This window comes from Paraherbaspirillum soli (assembly GCF_042654985.1).
GTDB lineage: Bacteria > Pseudomonadota > Gammaproteobacteria > Burkholderiales > Burkholderiaceae_D > Paraherbaspirillum > Paraherbaspirillum soli.
The window spans coordinates 25,667-40,585 of record NZ_JBHSMT010000005.1; the positions used below are offsets into that span (position 1 = coordinate 25,667).

15 protein-coding genes are annotated in these 14,919 nt (G+C 59.4%); 11 read left to right on the plus strand and 4 right to left on the minus strand.

The annotated features are described in order from the left end of the window. The first annotated feature begins 2 nt into the window (after window positions 1–2). Window positions 3–1,259 (plus strand): PrpF domain-containing protein, encoded by a 1,257-nt coding sequence (locus ACFPM8_RS01045; RefSeq protein WP_378994063.1) that lies wholly within the window; start codon window positions 3–5, stop codon window positions 1,257–1,259. A 60-nt stretch (window positions 1,260–1,319) separates the two neighbouring features. Beyond that, window positions 1,320–3,488, plus strand: a complete 2,169-nt coding sequence (locus ACFPM8_RS01050; protein WP_378994065.1) for a mechanosensitive ion channel family protein — start codon at window positions 1,320–1,322, stop codon at window positions 3,486–3,488. A 107-nt stretch (window positions 3,489–3,595) separates the two neighbouring features. Here the strand turns inward: ACFPM8_RS01050 and ACFPM8_RS01055 are convergent, their stop codons facing one another. After that, window positions 3,596–4,243 (minus strand): class I SAM-dependent methyltransferase, encoded by a 648-nt coding sequence (locus ACFPM8_RS01055; protein ID WP_378994067.1) that lies wholly within the window; start codon window positions 4,241–4,243, stop codon window positions 3,596–3,598. A 221-nt stretch (window positions 4,244–4,464) separates the two neighbouring features. Between ACFPM8_RS01055 and ACFPM8_RS01060 the strand changes: the two genes are divergently transcribed. Continuing rightward, a complete protein-coding gene (locus ACFPM8_RS01060) occupies window positions 4,465–6,060 on the plus strand; it encodes an MFS transporter (protein ID WP_378994069.1) in 1,596 nt (531 codons plus the stop codon). A gap of 90 nt (window positions 6,061–6,150) precedes the next feature. Next, window positions 6,151–6,276, plus strand: coding sequence for a hypothetical protein (locus ACFPM8_RS01065; protein ID WP_378994071.1), 126 nt, complete (start codon window positions 6,151–6,153; stop codon window positions 6,274–6,276). Between the two features lie 139 nt (window positions 6,277–6,415). On the opposite strand, the gene ACFPM8_RS01070 is transcribed toward ACFPM8_RS01065, so the two are convergent. Next, window positions 6,416–7,357, minus strand: a complete 942-nt coding sequence (locus tag ACFPM8_RS01070) for a CysB family HTH-type transcriptional regulator (protein ID WP_378994073.1) — start codon at window positions 7,355–7,357, stop codon at window positions 6,416–6,418. Window positions 7,358–7,546: 189 nt separating this feature from the next. On the opposite strand from ACFPM8_RS01070, the gene ACFPM8_RS01075 reads away from it, so the two are divergent. Genes ACFPM8_RS01075 through cobA form a run of 7 tightly spaced genes read left to right on the plus strand, consistent with a single transcriptional unit; the run spans window position 7,547 to window position 14,400 of the window. After that, the gene (locus tag ACFPM8_RS01075) at window positions 7,547–8,323 is read left to right on the plus strand and encodes a sulfite exporter TauE/SafE family protein (RefSeq protein WP_378994075.1); all 777 of its coding nucleotides are present in this window, start codon (window positions 7,547–7,549) and stop codon (window positions 8,321–8,323) included. 9 nt (window positions 8,324–8,332) lie between these two features. After that, window positions 8,333–10,027: a nitrite/sulfite reductase gene (locus ACFPM8_RS01080; protein ID WP_378994077.1), complete on the plus strand. Its 1,695-nt coding sequence runs from the start codon at window positions 8,333–8,335 to the stop codon at window positions 10,025–10,027. Next, window positions 10,014–10,547: a DUF934 domain-containing protein gene (locus ACFPM8_RS01085; RefSeq protein WP_378994079.1), complete on the plus strand. Its 534-nt coding sequence runs from the start codon at window positions 10,014–10,016 to the stop codon at window positions 10,545–10,547. Before ACFPM8_RS01080 ends, ACFPM8_RS01085 begins: the two co-directional genes overlap by 14 nt. A 2-nt stretch (window positions 10,548–10,549) precedes the next feature. After that, a complete protein-coding gene (locus tag ACFPM8_RS01090) occupies window positions 10,550–11,293 on the plus strand; it encodes a phosphoadenylyl-sulfate reductase (RefSeq protein ID WP_378994081.1) in 744 nt (247 codons plus the stop codon). 23 nt (window positions 11,294–11,316) lie between these two features. Beyond that, the gene (cysD, locus tag ACFPM8_RS01095) at window positions 11,317–12,252 is read left to right on the plus strand and encodes a sulfate adenylyltransferase subunit CysD (protein ID WP_378994083.1); all 936 of its coding nucleotides are present in this window, start codon (window positions 11,317–11,319) and stop codon (window positions 12,250–12,252) included. After that, a complete protein-coding gene (locus tag ACFPM8_RS01100) occupies window positions 12,252–13,598 on the plus strand; it encodes a sulfate adenylyltransferase subunit 1 (protein ID WP_378994085.1) in 1,347 nt (448 codons plus the stop codon). Before cysD ends, ACFPM8_RS01100 begins: the two co-directional genes overlap by 1 nt. Before the next feature lie 13 nt (window positions 13,599–13,611). After that, window positions 13,612–14,400, plus strand: coding sequence for a uroporphyrinogen-III C-methyltransferase (gene cobA / locus ACFPM8_RS01105; RefSeq protein ID WP_378994087.1), 789 nt, complete (start codon window positions 13,612–13,614; stop codon window positions 14,398–14,400). A 22-nt stretch (window positions 14,401–14,422) separates the two neighbouring features. On the opposite strand, the gene ACFPM8_RS01110 is transcribed toward cobA, so the two are convergent. Together ACFPM8_RS01110 and ACFPM8_RS01115 are read right to left on the minus strand one after the other, a co-directional pair. Next, window positions 14,423–14,611 carry a hypothetical protein gene (locus tag ACFPM8_RS01110; protein ID WP_378994089.1) on the minus strand — a complete coding sequence of 63 codons (189 nt, stop codon included), beginning with the start codon at window positions 14,609–14,611 and terminating at the stop codon, window positions 14,423–14,425. 54 nt (window positions 14,612–14,665) lie between these two features. Then, entirely contained in the window at window positions 14,666–14,872 is a 207-nt protein-coding gene (locus tag ACFPM8_RS01115; protein ID WP_378994091.1) for a hypothetical protein, read from the minus strand. Between the last annotated feature and the right edge of the window lie 47 nt (window positions 14,873–14,919).

Genomic DNA, 14,919 nt, shown 5'->3' on the forward strand with positions numbered 1-14,919 from the left:
TCATGAGCAAACAATTTCCCAACCCCGACCTGTCCTATCTGCGCATCCGGCATGCATTCGGCATCCCGGAATTTCCTGTGATGCACATGCGCGGCGGCACCTCGACCGGGATCGTGATCTGGCAGCAGCATTTGCCTGCCGACGAGGCGCTGCGCGATGAGCTGATACGGCACTTGATGGGAGTGCCCCTGGACGGCGAACGCGGCGGCAACCGGCAAACCCACGGGCTCGGGCGCGCAACGCCGACCAGCAACAAGGTATTCATTGTCGACGTCGATCCGGACCGGCGCCTGATCAGCAGCACGCTGGCGCAACTGGCGGCGGATAAAAGTGCGATCGACTGGAGCGTCAACTGCGGCAATATGTCGGCCGCCTTGCCCCTGTATGCGCTGGATACCGGCTTGATCGAAGTCGACCGCGCGCGACAGGACGCGCAGTTGAATGCACGGTTTCAACTCGATATTTTCAATACCAATACCGGCAGCCGCATGTCGGCCCAGATGGCGCTGGATGCCGGCAGCGGCAACTTGCTGGCCGATACCGCGATCCCCGGCGTCGACGGCCGTTTTCCCGGCGTCGATCTGTATCTGCATGAGCCGGTCGGCGCCAAAACCGGCGCCCTGCTGCCAACCGGCCAGGTGCTCGACGTGATTGACGGCATCGAAGTCAGTTGCGTCGATGTCGCCGTGCCGATGGTGATCGCGGCCGCCGCGGCATTCGGAAAAACCGGCTACGAGACACCGGCCGAACTGGATGCCGATGGCGATTTCAAGCAGCGCCTGCGCCAGTTGTGGGTCGCCGCCGGCTTGCGGATGGGGCTCAAGCAGCGCTCGGGGCAAGCGATGACTGCGGCGCAACTGGCCGCCAGTGAAACCATACCGAAAATTTGCCTGGTCGCTCCGGCGCGCAATGGCGGCCACTTGAGCGTACGCTATTTCACGCCGCAGGCGGCCCATCCGTCGCTGGCCGTATCGGGCGGCTGCTGTCTGGCGTCGGCCTGCCTGCTGCCCGGCAGCGTGGCCCGGCGTGCCGCGCCTTATGCGCCTAGCGTGACCGCTGCCGCCGACACTTACGATATCGCCATCGAAAATCCCGCCGGCGTGCTCGAGACTCGCATCGAAGCGATGACCCGCAACGCCCAGGTCCACATCTGCCAGGCAGCTTACCGCCGCAGTGCGCAAATCCTGTTGCGCGGCACTTTTCCGCTGTATCGCGGATCGCCTGCATTGAATGCATTCCTGCGCGCGCAATCGGTATAGGCTCTCCCCGCTTGAATTGACGTGCGGTAAGATCTGCGTTTTACGACTTTTGCCGCACACATGATGACCCCTCCTTTTCGAGCGCTAGCCCGCTTTTTCACTGGCATGCTGGTAGTGCTTTGCTTGCTGCTGAGCAGTAGCGCTCCGGCATTGTCGGCCACCGACGCAAGCGCGCCGCCGCCATCGGCGCTGGACTCGCTGGCCAAAGCGTTGCAGAACAAACCCGGCGCAGGCGGCTTGGTTGCCAAGTTGATTCAGGCGGAACAACAAAGCAGCAAAACGCCCGCCGCACAAAAGGGATTCATCGGTCTGATTTCGAATAGCCTCGACGTGCTGCAAGCACAGTTGCATCAGGCAGCCACGCCGCAAACGTATTGGGTCGAGCAATTTTCCCTGGCCTGGCAAGACCTATCCACCATCCTGGAACGGCAGGATGGCGAACCGCCGTTGAGCGTGCTGCAGAATTTCCTGGCCATGCTGGCCTTGTTCGGCGTCATCGCCAGCGCGCTGCGGTATATCGGGCGCAGGGTGCGACAGCATTTCAACGTCAATCCGGAGTTGCCGCCCGACCCCAGTTTCAAGGAATTGCTGATTTTTATCTTGCGCCGCATCGTGCCCTGGGTGATCGCGCTGGTGGTCGAGATCTCGGTCGTGCTGAGCCTGGAACCGTCGCTGGGACGAACCCTGGCCACCATCCTGCTGTATACGCTGATCGGCGCCCGCGTGTTCCGGGCCATCTGCGCCATCATCTTTTCGCTGTCGCATGGCGGTCATCGCAATGTCGCCATCGGCATCTTGTATCGCCGTGCTTGGGGCTTGCTGTACGTGATCGGCTGTGCCGGCTGGTTCGGCGATGCGCTGAACAATCCGCATGTGTATCAAATCGTCGGCTTCAATTTATCGCACATGGTGGCGACGCTGGCCAATCTCACCGCGGCTATATTTTGCGGCGTGTTCGCATTGCGCTTTCGGCGCCCGGTGGCGCAAGTGATCCGCAACCGGCCGCTGGAAATCCGCATCAACCACCGGGCCCGGATGGAGACGCTGGAAGTCATCGCCTCGCTCTGGCATCTGCCTATCCTGCTGCTGGCCGGCAGCGTCAGCGCGGCGACGGTACTCGGCCACACCGGCAAGGACGCCGCGCTCAATCACGCGCTGGGCAGCGTAGCGCTGTTGGTCAGCATGTTTTTCATCAGCGCGCTGCTGCAACGCAGCCGCAGCCGCAAACGGCAGCAACAGCCGCCCGGACGCCGTCCATCGCCTTATGTCAAGCGTCTCAGGAATGCCGGCTACAGCCTGCTGCAGCTGACCTTGTGGATAGGCTTTTTTGAGTTATTGACCCGTATTTGGGAGGGCTCGCTGCTGGAGTTTGCCGACTCCACCTTGATCGGCCAGATGATCAGCGCCGCCATAGGGAAAATCGGGGCCACGCTGGTGCTGGCATGGCTGGTCTGGATCATGCTCGACACCGCGATCCAGGAGGCGATTTCGCCCAGCCGCCCGAATCGCTACGCCCGCAAAAAAACCAGCACCCGGATGCGCACCATCCTGCCCTTGTTGCGCAATGCGCTGATGTTGCTGATCCTGACTGTCACGATCATCACCACCCTCGCCAACCTGGGCATCAATGTCACGCCGCTGCTGGCCTCGGCCGGCGTGGTCGGGCTGGCGTTCGGCTTCGGCTCGCAGTCGCTGGTCAAGGATTTGATCACCGGCGTCTTCATCCTGATCGAAGATTCGATGTCGGTCGGCGACTGGGTCGATGTCGGCAACGGCCATGCCGGCATCGTCGAGCATTTGACGATACGCACGGTACGCCTGCGCGACAGCAGCGGTTCGGTGCACAGCGTCCCGTTTTCGCAAATCACGGCGATCAAGAACGATTCGCGCGAATACACTTACGCCAGCTTGAAGTTGAGCGTCACGCACGACTCGGATATCGACCAGGCCTTGCGCCTGATGCGCGAGACCGGCGCCGAGATGCAGGAAGACCGACGCTTGCGGCGCTTGCTGCAGCAGCCGATCGAGATCTACGGCATCAACAGTTTCGATTTACATGGCGCGGCGCTGCTGGCCGGTTTCCGCACCAAGCCGCAAACCCAGAATGAAGTGATGCGCGCATTCAACCTGCGCATCAAGAAGAAAATCGACAACGATCCGACAGTACATTTTGCCAATGAATGGTCGAGCTTTCCGCTGGCGGCTGCTGTCGAAAAAACTCAGGAATAGGGAAAGAATCGTAGGGCGGATGAGCGTAGCGTTATCCGCCGTTTTACATTCCTTCGCACATCCAACGGCGGATAACGCTGCGCTCATCCGCCCTACGAATGCCGGGATTATTTGAGACGGCAGCTCAGCAGCCAATAATACTCAAGCCGCAAAATACGCAGTTCGCGCGTAGCCGGCGCCAGCTTCTTGCGCAAGGCGCTATCGGTGGGGAAATTTTTCATGATTTCATAACGCTCGCCGTCCGGCGCGGTAAGAATCTGATAGGTATTGCCATCCGCATCGGTGCTCGCAATCGGCTTGCGGCCGTCATCCACGTAGCTGTTGTCGACCATCACCAGCAAGGTATCCGGACCCAGTTTTTCACGCAACTGCGCCAGAAAGCGCACCTGTTCCTGGCGTCCCACATGCGACCACCAAAAACCTAAAAAGCAGGCGCTGAACTTTTGCTCGACCTGGAGTTGCGACGCATCGCCGAGCGCGAAGCGGACCTTGTCGGACGGCAGGTTTTTGGCCTGCGCCAGCGCGATCATTTCCGGGTTGATGTCGAGCGCCAGCACCGACTTGGCCGAAGCGGCGATCTGCTCGGTCCAGAAACCGGTGCCGCAAGCGAGCTCCAGCACATCGTGGTTTTCCAGCAATTCCTGCACCCGTACCTGCAACATCAGCAATTCATCCTGGCGCTCCGGGCGCTGGTAAATCGCTTCATAATTCGCGGCGCGTTTGGCGTAATAGGCCACCATTTCATTTTTAATCATTTTCCGACTTTCTCAACCTGAGCCCGTTGACTGATCCATTGGGCGTAAAGAAGGATTATAAGTGATCGCTATTGCGGAGCCGCTGCCAAATCTGCGGAACGGGCGTATGATTCTGCGTTTGGAAATATCTATTCATTGTGGCTCCGCCATTGAAAACCCCTCTTCCTCCCAGGATTCGCCACTTGCATTCTTCTGCCGGCAACCCTGCCAATACATGACATATGGCTATTCATTCCGCCGCCGCTCACTCCAGCGATCAAGTTTTACCTTTCCGCGAATCATTACTTGCCATGCTCGGCATCGCCTTCGTCGTGATGCTGGTGGGGCTGGATTCGACCGTGGTCGGCACTGCTTTGCCGACTGTTGTCGCTGAGCTGAAGGGCTTCGAGCTGTATGCCTGGGTCGCCACCTCGTATTTGCTGACCTCCGTCATCACGGTGCCGATTTTCGGCCGGCTGGGCGATTTCTACGGCCGCAAGCCGTTCGTAATTGCTTCGATTGTCTTGTTTACTGCGGCTTCCATCCTGTGCGGCATGGCCGACAGCATGCTGTGGCTGGTGATCGCCCGCGGCTTGCAGGGAATAGGCGGCGGCATGCTGGTCGGTACCGCGTTTACCTGCAGTCCCGATTTGTTTCCCGGCGCCCATGTGCGCTTGCGCTGGCAAATCATGCTGAGCACCGCGTTCGGCATCTCCACTGCCGTCGGGCCGTCATTGGGCGGCTTCCTGACGCAATACTGGGGTTGGCGCTGGGTGTTTTACATCAATCTGCCGGTGGGCGTGCTGTCGCTCATTTTCGTCTCGCGCTACCTGCCCCACCTGCGGCACACAGCCCCCGATGCCAAAATCCGCCTCGACTGGCCTGGCGCTTTGTTGATTACGGCTTCGCTGGGCTGCCTGCAATTATTCGTCGAAATGCTGCCGAAACATGGCTTCTCGCTCGGCATGCTGGCCTTGCTGGCGACCAGCATTGCAGCCTTTTATGCGCTCTGGAAATGGGAGCATAAGGCGCCGCAACCGATGTTGCCGTTTGACTTGTTGTTCGATCCCAAATTATCGACGCTGTTTCTGTTGTCGCTACTGAGCGGATTTGTCATGTTCTCGCTGATGTTTTTCGCGCCTTTGCTGTATCAGGGCGGGTTCGGCCTATCGCCGCAGGAAGCCGGTCTGCTGATCACGCCGCTGGTGGCCTGCATCACGGTCGGCAGCATCGCCAACGGCCGTTTCATCACGCGCCTCAAGAATCCGAACGTGATGCTGCATATCGGTTTCGTTCTGGTGGCCATATCTTGCCTGGGCGAGGTGATCTCGAACCGCTGGACCGCACATGGCGTGATCGCTTGCTTCATGCTGACGGGCGGGCTCGGGCTTGGATTTATCTTGCCGAACCTGACGATATTCATTCAGCAAGAATCCGGCCGCGAACATCTCGGCATCGCCTCCGCACTGATGCAATCGTTGCGCATGATAGGCAGCATGCTGGGTACCGCCATCACCGGCACGCTGATCAATCACCTGTATGCCGACAATGTGCATCGAGCCCTGGACACGGAGCAGGCAGGAGCATGGTTTGCCAGCTTTGCCGACCCGCAGATCCTGATCAGCCGCGAAACCCAAAGCACGGTATTGGAACAGCTGGCGCGTGCCGGCCATAACGGCCGGTGGCTGCTGGAAGCCGCCCGCGATGCATTGATAGCGGCGATTCACATGGGACTGGGATTGGCGGTAGTGGTCGCCATCATCGCTCTTTGGCTGGTGCGCAGGGTGCCGGCAATTTCGCTGCACGTGAAACGTGAACCGGATGTAGTTACTGAATAACAAACGCTTACACTTCACACGCTCCGGTAGCACCTTAAGCGCATCCTCAATGGCATTCTGAAGGCCTCCCCCATCAGGAAGGAATGTCAAATGAAAAAGCTAATCGGTCTTGTGGTGCTGGGCGTCATTCTGAGCACCGCTTTATCCGGCTGCATCGTGGTGCCGGCACGCGGCGGCTACTATGGTCCGCCTCATCCGTACTACTACCACTACTAACTCTAGGGCACCTCGGAAAACCTACTGCGCGTCCCAATCTCGGGGCTGCGATGTTCGCCGTACAGTCGTACGACTCCGCTTCTCGCCCCGACCTTGGGCCGCTCGCTACGGTTTTCCGAGGTGCCTTTCAATTCCCTGTCTACAACTCGTACATTTCCTTCTCGCCGTTCATTACTTGTTCGATCAGCTTGCGGTTCATGGTCGGCGCCAGCAATTCGATGAAGGTATACACATAACTGCGCAGATACGCGCCCTGCTTGACCGCCGCCCGCGAGATATTGGTGCCGAACAGGTGTCCGACCGGTATCGAGCGCAGGCCGACATCCCGTTCGGCATCGAACGCCATGCCGGCGATGATGCCGACGCCCATGCCCAGTTCGACATAAGTCTTGATCACGTCGGCGTCGATCGCTTCCAGCAGCACGTCCGGCTTCAGGTTGCGCAACGCAAACGCGTGGTCGATCTTGGTGCGGCCGGCAAACGCGCTATCGTAAGTAATCAGCGGGTAAGCAGCCACTTCTTCCAGCGTAATCGCCTTCGATTGCAGCAACGGGTGATCCGGCGGCACCACCACCACGTGTTCCCACTGATAACACGGCAAGGTGACCAAGCCGTCGGCGTTGGCAATGGCTTCGGTGGCCAAGGCCAGATCGGCCTGGTCGTTGCGCACCATGTCGGCCACCTGCTTCGGATTTCCTTGCAATAAGGACAAGCGCACCTTCGGGTATTTCAATGCAAACGCCTGCACCACTTTGGGCAGCGAATAGCGCGCCTGCGTGTGCGTGGTCGCAATCGTGAAGCTGCCGCTGTCGTGGGCCGCATATTCATTGCCGATGCGCTTGAGTCCGTCGATTTCCTGCATGATCAGCTCGACCGACTTCAACACTGCCCGGCCGGGCTCGGTCAAGCCGCGGATCCGCTTGCCGTGGCGGGTAAAAATATCGACGCCAAGCTCTTCCTCCAGCTCAATAATCGCCTTGGAAACGCCCGGCTGCGACGTATACAGTGCCTTGGCTGCCTCGGTCAGGTTGTAATTTTGCCGCACCGCCTCACGGACAAAGCGAAACTGATGGAGATTCATGGCATTTCCTTGATTTTTTCTTGATAAGAATCAATAGCGCACTGGCAAAGGGCACGGTTGGCAATTGACTGTTCCAAAAGCATTAGTTGAATTTGCATATATCAAACGCGCATATAAGCAAATAAATACTCTGTAGTTTGGAATAGATGTGAAGTTTATTACGATTCGTCCTATTCAGCATGAGGCGATATGACTATTTCTTATGTAGTAAGCGGTTTTGCCGTTGGCCTATTGGTGGGATTGACCGGTGTCGGCGGCGGATCGCTGATGACGCCACTGTTGACGCTGCTGTTCGGCATCCACCCCAGTGTTGCGGTCGGCACCGATCTGGCGTTTGCCTCGGCAACCAAGGTCGCCGGCACTTTCGCTCATCGTTACAAGGGCACGGTGCGCTGGGATATCGTCAGGCTGCTTTCGCTCGGGGCATTACCGGCTGCCATCGTCACCGCGCTGATCCTGAAGGCCTTGGGCGGCATCAGCGCCGAAATCGGCCAGATCATTCGCTATTCGATCGCATTTTCAGTCTTTCTTACGATCATCGCCCTGTTATTCAGAGGCAAACTCCAGCACTGGCTGAATGCCCATCCGGAAAAACATTTAAGTGGCGCCACATTGACCGCGGCCACCGTTCTGGCCGGCTTCATCCTCGGCGCCCTGGTGACCATGTCGTCGATCGGCGCCGGCGCCGTCGGCGCCACCATCCTGGTGCTGCTGTATCCCCGTCTATCGCCGGCTGAAGTTGCCGGCACCGATATTGCATACGCGGTGCCGCTGACGGCGATTGCCGCCCTCGGCCACTGGTGGCTGGGCTCGATCGACTGGGTGTTGCTAGGCTCGCTGCTGCTTGGTTCGGTGCCTGGCATCACACTTGGTTCGCTTGCGGCACGTGCGGTCCCGGAGAAATTCTTGCGCGGCTTGCTGGCGCTAACGCTGGCCAGCGTCGCGGTAAAGCTGGTTTACAACTAGGAAATTGAGATGTATCGCTACGATCAATACGATCACCAGATCGTCAAAGAAAGAGTTGCCCAATATCGCGACCAAGTACGCCGCCGGCTGTCGGACGAGCTGGCCGAAGACGAATTCCGCATCCTGCGCCTGCAAAACGGCCTGTACCTGCAACGCCATGCCTACATGCTGCGGGTGGCGGTGCCGTACGGCCTGCTGTCGTCGGCGCAAGTGCGCATGTTTGCGCATATCGCCCGCAAGTACGACCGCGGCTACGGCCACTTCACAACCCGTCAAAACATCCAGTACAACTGGATCAAGCTGGAACAGTCGCCGGACATCCTGGCCGAGCTGGCCAGTGTCGAAATGCATGCGATCCAGACTTCCGGCAACTGCATACGCAACATCACTTCGGACGAGCTGGCCGGAGTCGCCGCCGACGAAGTCATCGATCCTCGCCCTTATGCCGAGATCCTGCGCGAATGGAGCACTTTCCATCCGGAATTCGCCTACCTGCCGCGCAAATTCAAGATCGCCATCAACGGTTCGGAGCAAGACCGCGCCGCCACCGCGGTGCACGATATCGGTCTGGCTATGGTCAAGAATCCGGAAGGCGAAATCGGCTTTCGCGTGCTGGTCGGCGGCGGCATGGGCCGCACCCCTATCATCGGCAGCGTGATCCGCGAGTTCCTGCCGTGGCAGCACGCGCTGACCTACATGGAAGCGATCCTGCGCGTCTATAACCAGTACGGCCGGCGCGACAATATCTACAAAGCCCGCATCAAGATCCTGGTGAAAGCCATCGGCGCCGAAGAATTCGCGCGCCAGGTCGAAGCCGAATGGGTCGACATCAAGGATGGCCCGGGCACCTTGACGGCCGAGGAATTGCAGCGCGTGGCGCAGTATTTCACCGATCCGGCCTACGAAAACCTGGCCGCCGTCGATGCCGAATTCGAACAGCACAAAGCCACCGACAAAGCGTTCGGCAACTGGCTCAAACGCAACGTCAAGGCGCACAAAGTCGCCGGCTATGCCGCCGTGATCCTGTCGCTGAAGAAAACCGGCGTACCGCCAGGCGACATCACCGCCGACCAGCTGGATTTCGTTGCCGATCTGGCCGAGCGCTACAGCTTCGGCGAATTGCGCGTCACCCATGAACAGAATCTGGTGCTGGCCGACGTCAAGCAAAGCGAGCTGTTCACCCTCTGGCAAGAAGCCAAAGCGCAAGGATTGGCAACCCCGAACATCGGTTTGCTGACCGACATCATTTGCTGCCCCGGCGGCGATTTTTGCTCGCTGGCCAACGCCAAGTCGATTCCGATTGCGCAAGCGATTGCAGAGAAATTCGACAACCTCGATTTCCAGCACGACATCGGCGACATCGAATTGAATATCTCGGGTTGCATCAACGCCTGCGGCCATCACCACGTCGGCAACATCGGCATTCTCGGGGTCGATAAAGACGGCGCCGAGTGGTACCAGGTGTCGATCGGCGGCGCGCAGGGCAACCACACCAGCATCGGCAAGATCATCGGCCCGTCGTTCTCTGCGCAGCAGATGCCGACCGTGATCGAACGCCTGCTGGACGTCTACGTGCAACAGCGCACCGAGGACGAACGTTTCATCGACACCGTGCAACGGATCGGCGTCGCGCCGTTCAAGGACTATGTGTACGCGACCCCGATCAAACTTGAGCAACCGCATGGGGAGGATGCCTGTGTCTAATAACATCATCAAAAATCGCGCAGTGGTCGCCGACGACTGGACCGTATTGCGCCTGAACGAAGGCGAAAGCGCCGACAGCGTCGCGATTCCAGCCGGTAAAGTGATCCTGCCGTTCAGCGTCTGGCAGGCACAGCGGGCCACGCTGCAAGGCCGTGCCCCATTGGGCGTATGGCTCGCCAGCGATGCGCAAGCGGACGTGCTGAAAGACGATCTGGCGCAGTTTGACCTGATCGCGATCAACTTCCCGATCTTCACCGACGGCCGCGGCTATTCGATCGCCTACAACCTGCGCACCCGCCTTGGCTACAACGGCGAGTTGCGCGCGATCGGCGACGTCTTGCGCGATCAACTGTTTTATATGCAGCGGGTCGGCTTCAATGCCTTTGCGGTACGCGCCGACAAAAACATCCACGATGCGCTGAAGGGCTTGACCGATTTTTCGGAAAAATACCAAACTTCGTGGGACGAAAAAACACCGCTGTTCCGCCGCGTTCAGCGCCAACCGGTCACCCAGGGTTAATCATGACAACAGCCGTCCCCAGCTTGCCTGAACTGGTCGCCGCCACCAAAGCGACCTTGGAAAAAATCGCTGCCGAATATACCCCTGCGGTGCTCGCATCCAGTCTGGCGGCGGAAGACATGGTGCTGACCGACCTGATCCTGCGCAACCAATTGCAAGACCGGATCGGCATCTTCACGCTGGAAACCGGACGCCTGCACGCCGAGACGCTGGGCATGCTGGACCGCATCAAGCAAACCTACGATTACGACGTCACGCCGTATCGGCCGCAGCCGGATGCGGTCGCCGCCTACGTCAAGCAAAACGGCTTGAATGCGTTTTACGACAGCGTCGAGATGCGCAAGGAATGCTGCCGGATTCGCAAAATCGAACCTCTCAATCGCGCCCTGGCCGGCAACCGGGCCTGGATCACCGGCCAGCGCCGCGCGCAATCATTGACCCGCGCCGAACTGCATGTGCAGGAGCAGGACGAAGCGCACGGCATGGTTAAATTCAATCCATTGGCCGATTGGTCCGAGCAGGATGTGTGGGACTACATCCGCAGCAACAAGGTGCCGTACAACCCGCTGCACGACAAGGGTTACCCGTCGATCGGCTGCGAACCGTGCACCCGCGCGATCCAGCCCGGCGAAGACGTGCGCGCCGGCCGCTGGTGGTGGGAGAATCCGGAATCGAAGGAATGCGGGCTGCACGTCGTCGACGGTAAACTGGTCCGCATTAAACCCGCTGCGCAGCAAAGCATTTGAATCTTTAGAGACAAGACGCCGATATGAACACAGCCGTAGAAAAACTCTTCCTGGATAACGCCAGCGACCGCCATCTGGATTGGCTGGAATCGGAAGCGATCCACATCATGCGCGAAGTCGCAGCCGAATGCAGCAATCCGGCTTTGCTGTTCTCCGGCGGCAAGGATTCGGTGGTGCTGCTGCGGATTGCCGAAAAAGCATTCCGTCCCGGCAAATTCCCGTTCCCGCTGGTGCATATCGACACCGGCCATAACTTCGAAGAAGTGATCGCTTTCCGCGACAAGCGCGTGGCCGAACTGGGCGAGCGCCTGATCGTCGGCCCGGTCGAGGATTCGATCAAACGCGGCACGGTGCGCCTGCGCAATCCGCAAACCGACTCGCGCAATGCCGCGCAGGCGGTGACGCTGCTGGAAACCATCGCCGAATACAAATTCGACGCCTGCATCGGCGGTGCCCGCCGCGATGAAGAAAAAGCGCGCGCCAAGGAACGCATCTTTTCGTTCCGCGACGAGTTCGGCCAATGGAATCCGAAAGCGCAGCGGCCGGAACTCTGGGACCTGTACAACACCCGCGTCCATCCGGGCGAAAACATGCGCGTGTTCCCGATTTCGAACTGGACCGAACTCGACGTCTGGCAATACATCGCCCGCGAAAAACTGGAACTGCCGCCTATCTATTTCGCCCATCAACGCCAGGTGATTTCGCGCAACGGATTGCTGGTGCCGCTGACCGAGCTGACCCCGGCCAAGGATGGCGAAACGGTGGAACTGCGCGAAGTACGGTTCCGCACCGTCGGCGATATTTCCTGCACCTGCCCGGTCGCCTCCGATGCGGCCACGGTCGAAGCGATCATCGCGGAAACCGCGGTCACCCAGATCACCGAACGCGGCGCGACCCGGATGGACGACCAGACCTCGGAAGCATCGATGGAAAAACGCAAGAAAGAAGGATATTTCTAATGAACGCCATAGTGAACAGCGCTGTTGCAGAACTTCATCCAGCCAATGTGGGGCAAGAACGCGGCCTGCTGCGCTTCATTACCGCCGGTTCGGTGGACGATGGCAAAAGCACGCTGATCGGCCGCCTGCTGTTCGACAGCAAGGGGATTTTCGCCGACCAACTGGATGCGATTTCACGCGCCAAACACAAGCGCACGGTCGGCGACACGATCGACCTGTCGCTACTGACCGACGGCCTGGAAGCCGAGCGCGAGCAAGGCATCACGATTGATGTCGCGTACCGCTATTTCGCCACGCCGAAGCGCAAGTTCATCATCGCCGACACCCCGGGTCATGAGCAATACACGCGCAATATGGTGACCGGCGCCTCGACCGCCGATGCGGTGATCATCCTGATCGATGTCTCCAAAGTGAAGTTCGGCGATGACGGCAGCGTCGAATTGCTGACCCAGACCAAACGTCATTCGACCATCGCCCACCTGCTGCAAATCGAGCACGTCATCGTGGCCGTCAACAAGATGGATCTGGTCGATTACGATCAAACCGTCTACGACCGCATCGTGGCCGCCTATCAGGACTTCGCCAAGCAACTCGGACTGCGCGATGTGCGTCCGATCCCGTTGTCGGCGCTGGCCGGCGACAACGTGGTGGCAGCCGGCGACAATATGCCGTGGCATCGCGGCCCGACCCTGATCGAGCTGCTGGAATCGCTCAGCGTGTACGACGAGTCGCATGACGAACCGTTCCGCTTCCCGGTGCAACTGGTGGCACGCCACAACGGCCATGAGGCGAACGATTTCCGCGGCTACATGGGCCGCATCGAAGCCGGCAAGGTCAGCAAAGGCGACAAACTGGTGGTGCAGCCGGGCGGCCAAAGCGCCACCGTCAAAGACATCCTGGTGCTGGAAGGTTCGCTGCCGTCAGCGGTGGTCGGCCAATCGGTCACGCTGTTGCTGGAAGAGCATCTGGACATCTCGCGCGGCGACATGCTGGCCTCGGTTGAACGGCCGCCGACCCTACTGAAAACCGTCAGCGCAGACCTGTGCTGGCTGTCGGAAGATGGACTCGACCTGCGCCGCAAATACTGGATGAAACACACCAGCAAACAGATCGCCGCCCGCATCACCAGGGTCGATACGCTGCTCGATATCAATACCCAGCAGCGCCGTCCGGCCGAGTCGCTGCGGCTCAATGACATCGCCCGCGTGTCGCTCAATGTGCAGCAGCCGATCGCTGCCGATTCCTACGATGCGATCCGCGCCACCGGCGCCTTCATCCTGATTGATGAAGTCACCCATCAAACGGTCGCCGCCGGTATGATTCGCTTGGACACTGATAGAACTTAAGGGAACCGACGCGATGCAATCCTCCTCATCCACTCACGCATCAAGCCGCTTCGGCAAGGTCTATTTGATCGGCGCCGGCCCGGGCGCCGCCGACCTGATCACCGTGCGCGGCGCCAGACTGCTGGCACAGGCCGAGGTGGTTTTGCATGATGCGCTGGTGACCGAGGAAATGCTGGCGCTGTGCCCGCAAGCCTTGAAAATCGCGGTCGGCAAGCGTTGCGGCAAGCTCTCGACCGCGCAGCAATTCATCAATAAGCAATTGATCGACAATGCGCAGAAATACGCGCTGGTAGTGCGCCTGAAAGGCGGCGACCCGATGCTGTTCGGGCGCGCCGATGAAGAGTTACGAGCGCTGGAAAGTCATGGCATCGAAGTGGAAGTGGTGCCCGGCATCACCGCGGCGCTGGCGGCGGCGGCATCGGCCCAACAGCCGCTGACCAAACGCGGCGCCGCCCGCAGCGTCGCATTTTTCACGTCCAGCACAGCTCCCGGCGAATCGGATCAGGTCGAGATCCCATCCTGCGACACGCTGGTGCAATACATGGGCGGCCGCGAAGCTACGGCCACCGCCCGCCGGCTGCTGGCACAGGGCCGCGCCGCCGCCACTCCGGTGGTCGTAGTCGAAAACTGCAGTCGCGACAATCAGCACATCCTGCGCCTGCGCCTGGATCATCTTGAAGCGGGCCTGAAGCAATGCGAAGGCCCGGTGCTGGTGATGATAGGCGAAGCACTGGCCACCCGTGCCGAGCAGCCGGTCGATGCCGGCGTAGCAACGACTATCCATGCCAAAAACGTAGCCTGAACTCCCGAGGCCATGCAGGCCTTCATAGTTTGAGCTGTGCCGGCTGGCTTGTAATCCGCGCCGATACTGATACATTCTGTTGATGCTGGTGTTGACTGGCTCGGCTCACACGATCGTCGATCGGCGACAAAATATTTATCAAGATCACCAGCCCGGCAGCTGCCATGACCAATGTCACGAAAACTGCCACCCTTTTATTAAAAAATCGCATTTCGTTTTTCCTCCACAAACATGCGTGACATGATTCTGCGTCTAGCAGCCGCGGTTAACGTCCGTTGTTGCCGCGCGGCGCAAGCACGCCATACATCCCTACCTGACGCGTGTTCTGGCCCTTATCTTTGATAACGGTAGAAGATTTGGATTTATTTAAATGCGCAGATGCCTGGCCCGGCGTCCAGCCGAAAGTCCAGTTGCTAGGAACTGCGCTGCCGCGATTGCTGGTCGGGAAACCCAGCAGTTTTTTGATTTTCATGATTTCACCTTGTCATTTCGCGCTGCACCGCCGCCTCATCAAGGGCA

Bases quoted from the DNA above. Each gene is read 5' to 3' on its own strand.
- ACFPM8_RS01045 (WP_378994063.1), top strand. From the start codon at position 3: ATGAGCAAACAATTTCCCAACCCCGACCTGTCCTATCTGCGCATCCGG.
- ACFPM8_RS01050 (WP_378994065.1), top strand. From the start codon at position 1,320: ATGATGACCCCTCCTTTTCGAGCGCTAGCCCGCTTTTTCACTGGCATG.
- ACFPM8_RS01055 (WP_378994067.1), bottom strand. From the start codon at position 4,243: ATGATTAAAAATGAAATGGTGGCCTATTACGCCAAACGCGCCGCGAAT.
- ACFPM8_RS01060 (WP_378994069.1), top strand. From the start codon at position 4,465: ATGGCTATTCATTCCGCCGCCGCTCACTCCAGCGATCAAGTTTTACCT.
- ACFPM8_RS01065 (WP_378994071.1), top strand. From the start codon at position 6,151: ATGAAAAAGCTAATCGGTCTTGTGGTGCTGGGCGTCATTCTGAGCACC.
- ACFPM8_RS01070 (WP_378994073.1), bottom strand. From the start codon at position 7,357: ATGAATCTCCATCAGTTTCGCTTTGTCCGTGAGGCGGTGCGGCAAAAT.
- ACFPM8_RS01075 (WP_378994075.1), top strand. From the start codon at position 7,547: ATGACTATTTCTTATGTAGTAAGCGGTTTTGCCGTTGGCCTATTGGTG.
- ACFPM8_RS01080 (WP_378994077.1), top strand. From the start codon at position 8,333: ATGTATCGCTACGATCAATACGATCACCAGATCGTCAAAGAAAGAGTT.
- ACFPM8_RS01085 (WP_378994079.1), top strand. From the start codon at position 10,014: ATGCCTGTGTCTAATAACATCATCAAAAATCGCGCAGTGGTCGCCGAC.
- ACFPM8_RS01090 (WP_378994081.1), top strand. From the start codon at position 10,550: ATGACAACAGCCGTCCCCAGCTTGCCTGAACTGGTCGCCGCCACCAAA.
- cysD (WP_378994083.1), top strand. From the start codon at position 11,317: ATGAACACAGCCGTAGAAAAACTCTTCCTGGATAACGCCAGCGACCGC.
- ACFPM8_RS01100 (WP_378994085.1), top strand. From the start codon at position 12,252: ATGAACGCCATAGTGAACAGCGCTGTTGCAGAACTTCATCCAGCCAAT.
- cobA (WP_378994087.1), top strand. From the start codon at position 13,612: ATGCAATCCTCCTCATCCACTCACGCATCAAGCCGCTTCGGCAAGGTC.
- ACFPM8_RS01110 (WP_378994089.1), bottom strand. From the start codon at position 14,611: ATGCGATTTTTTAATAAAAGGGTGGCAGTTTTCGTGACATTGGTCATG.
- ACFPM8_RS01115 (WP_378994091.1), bottom strand. From the start codon at position 14,872: ATGAAAATCAAAAAACTGCTGGGTTTCCCGACCAGCAATCGCGGCAGC.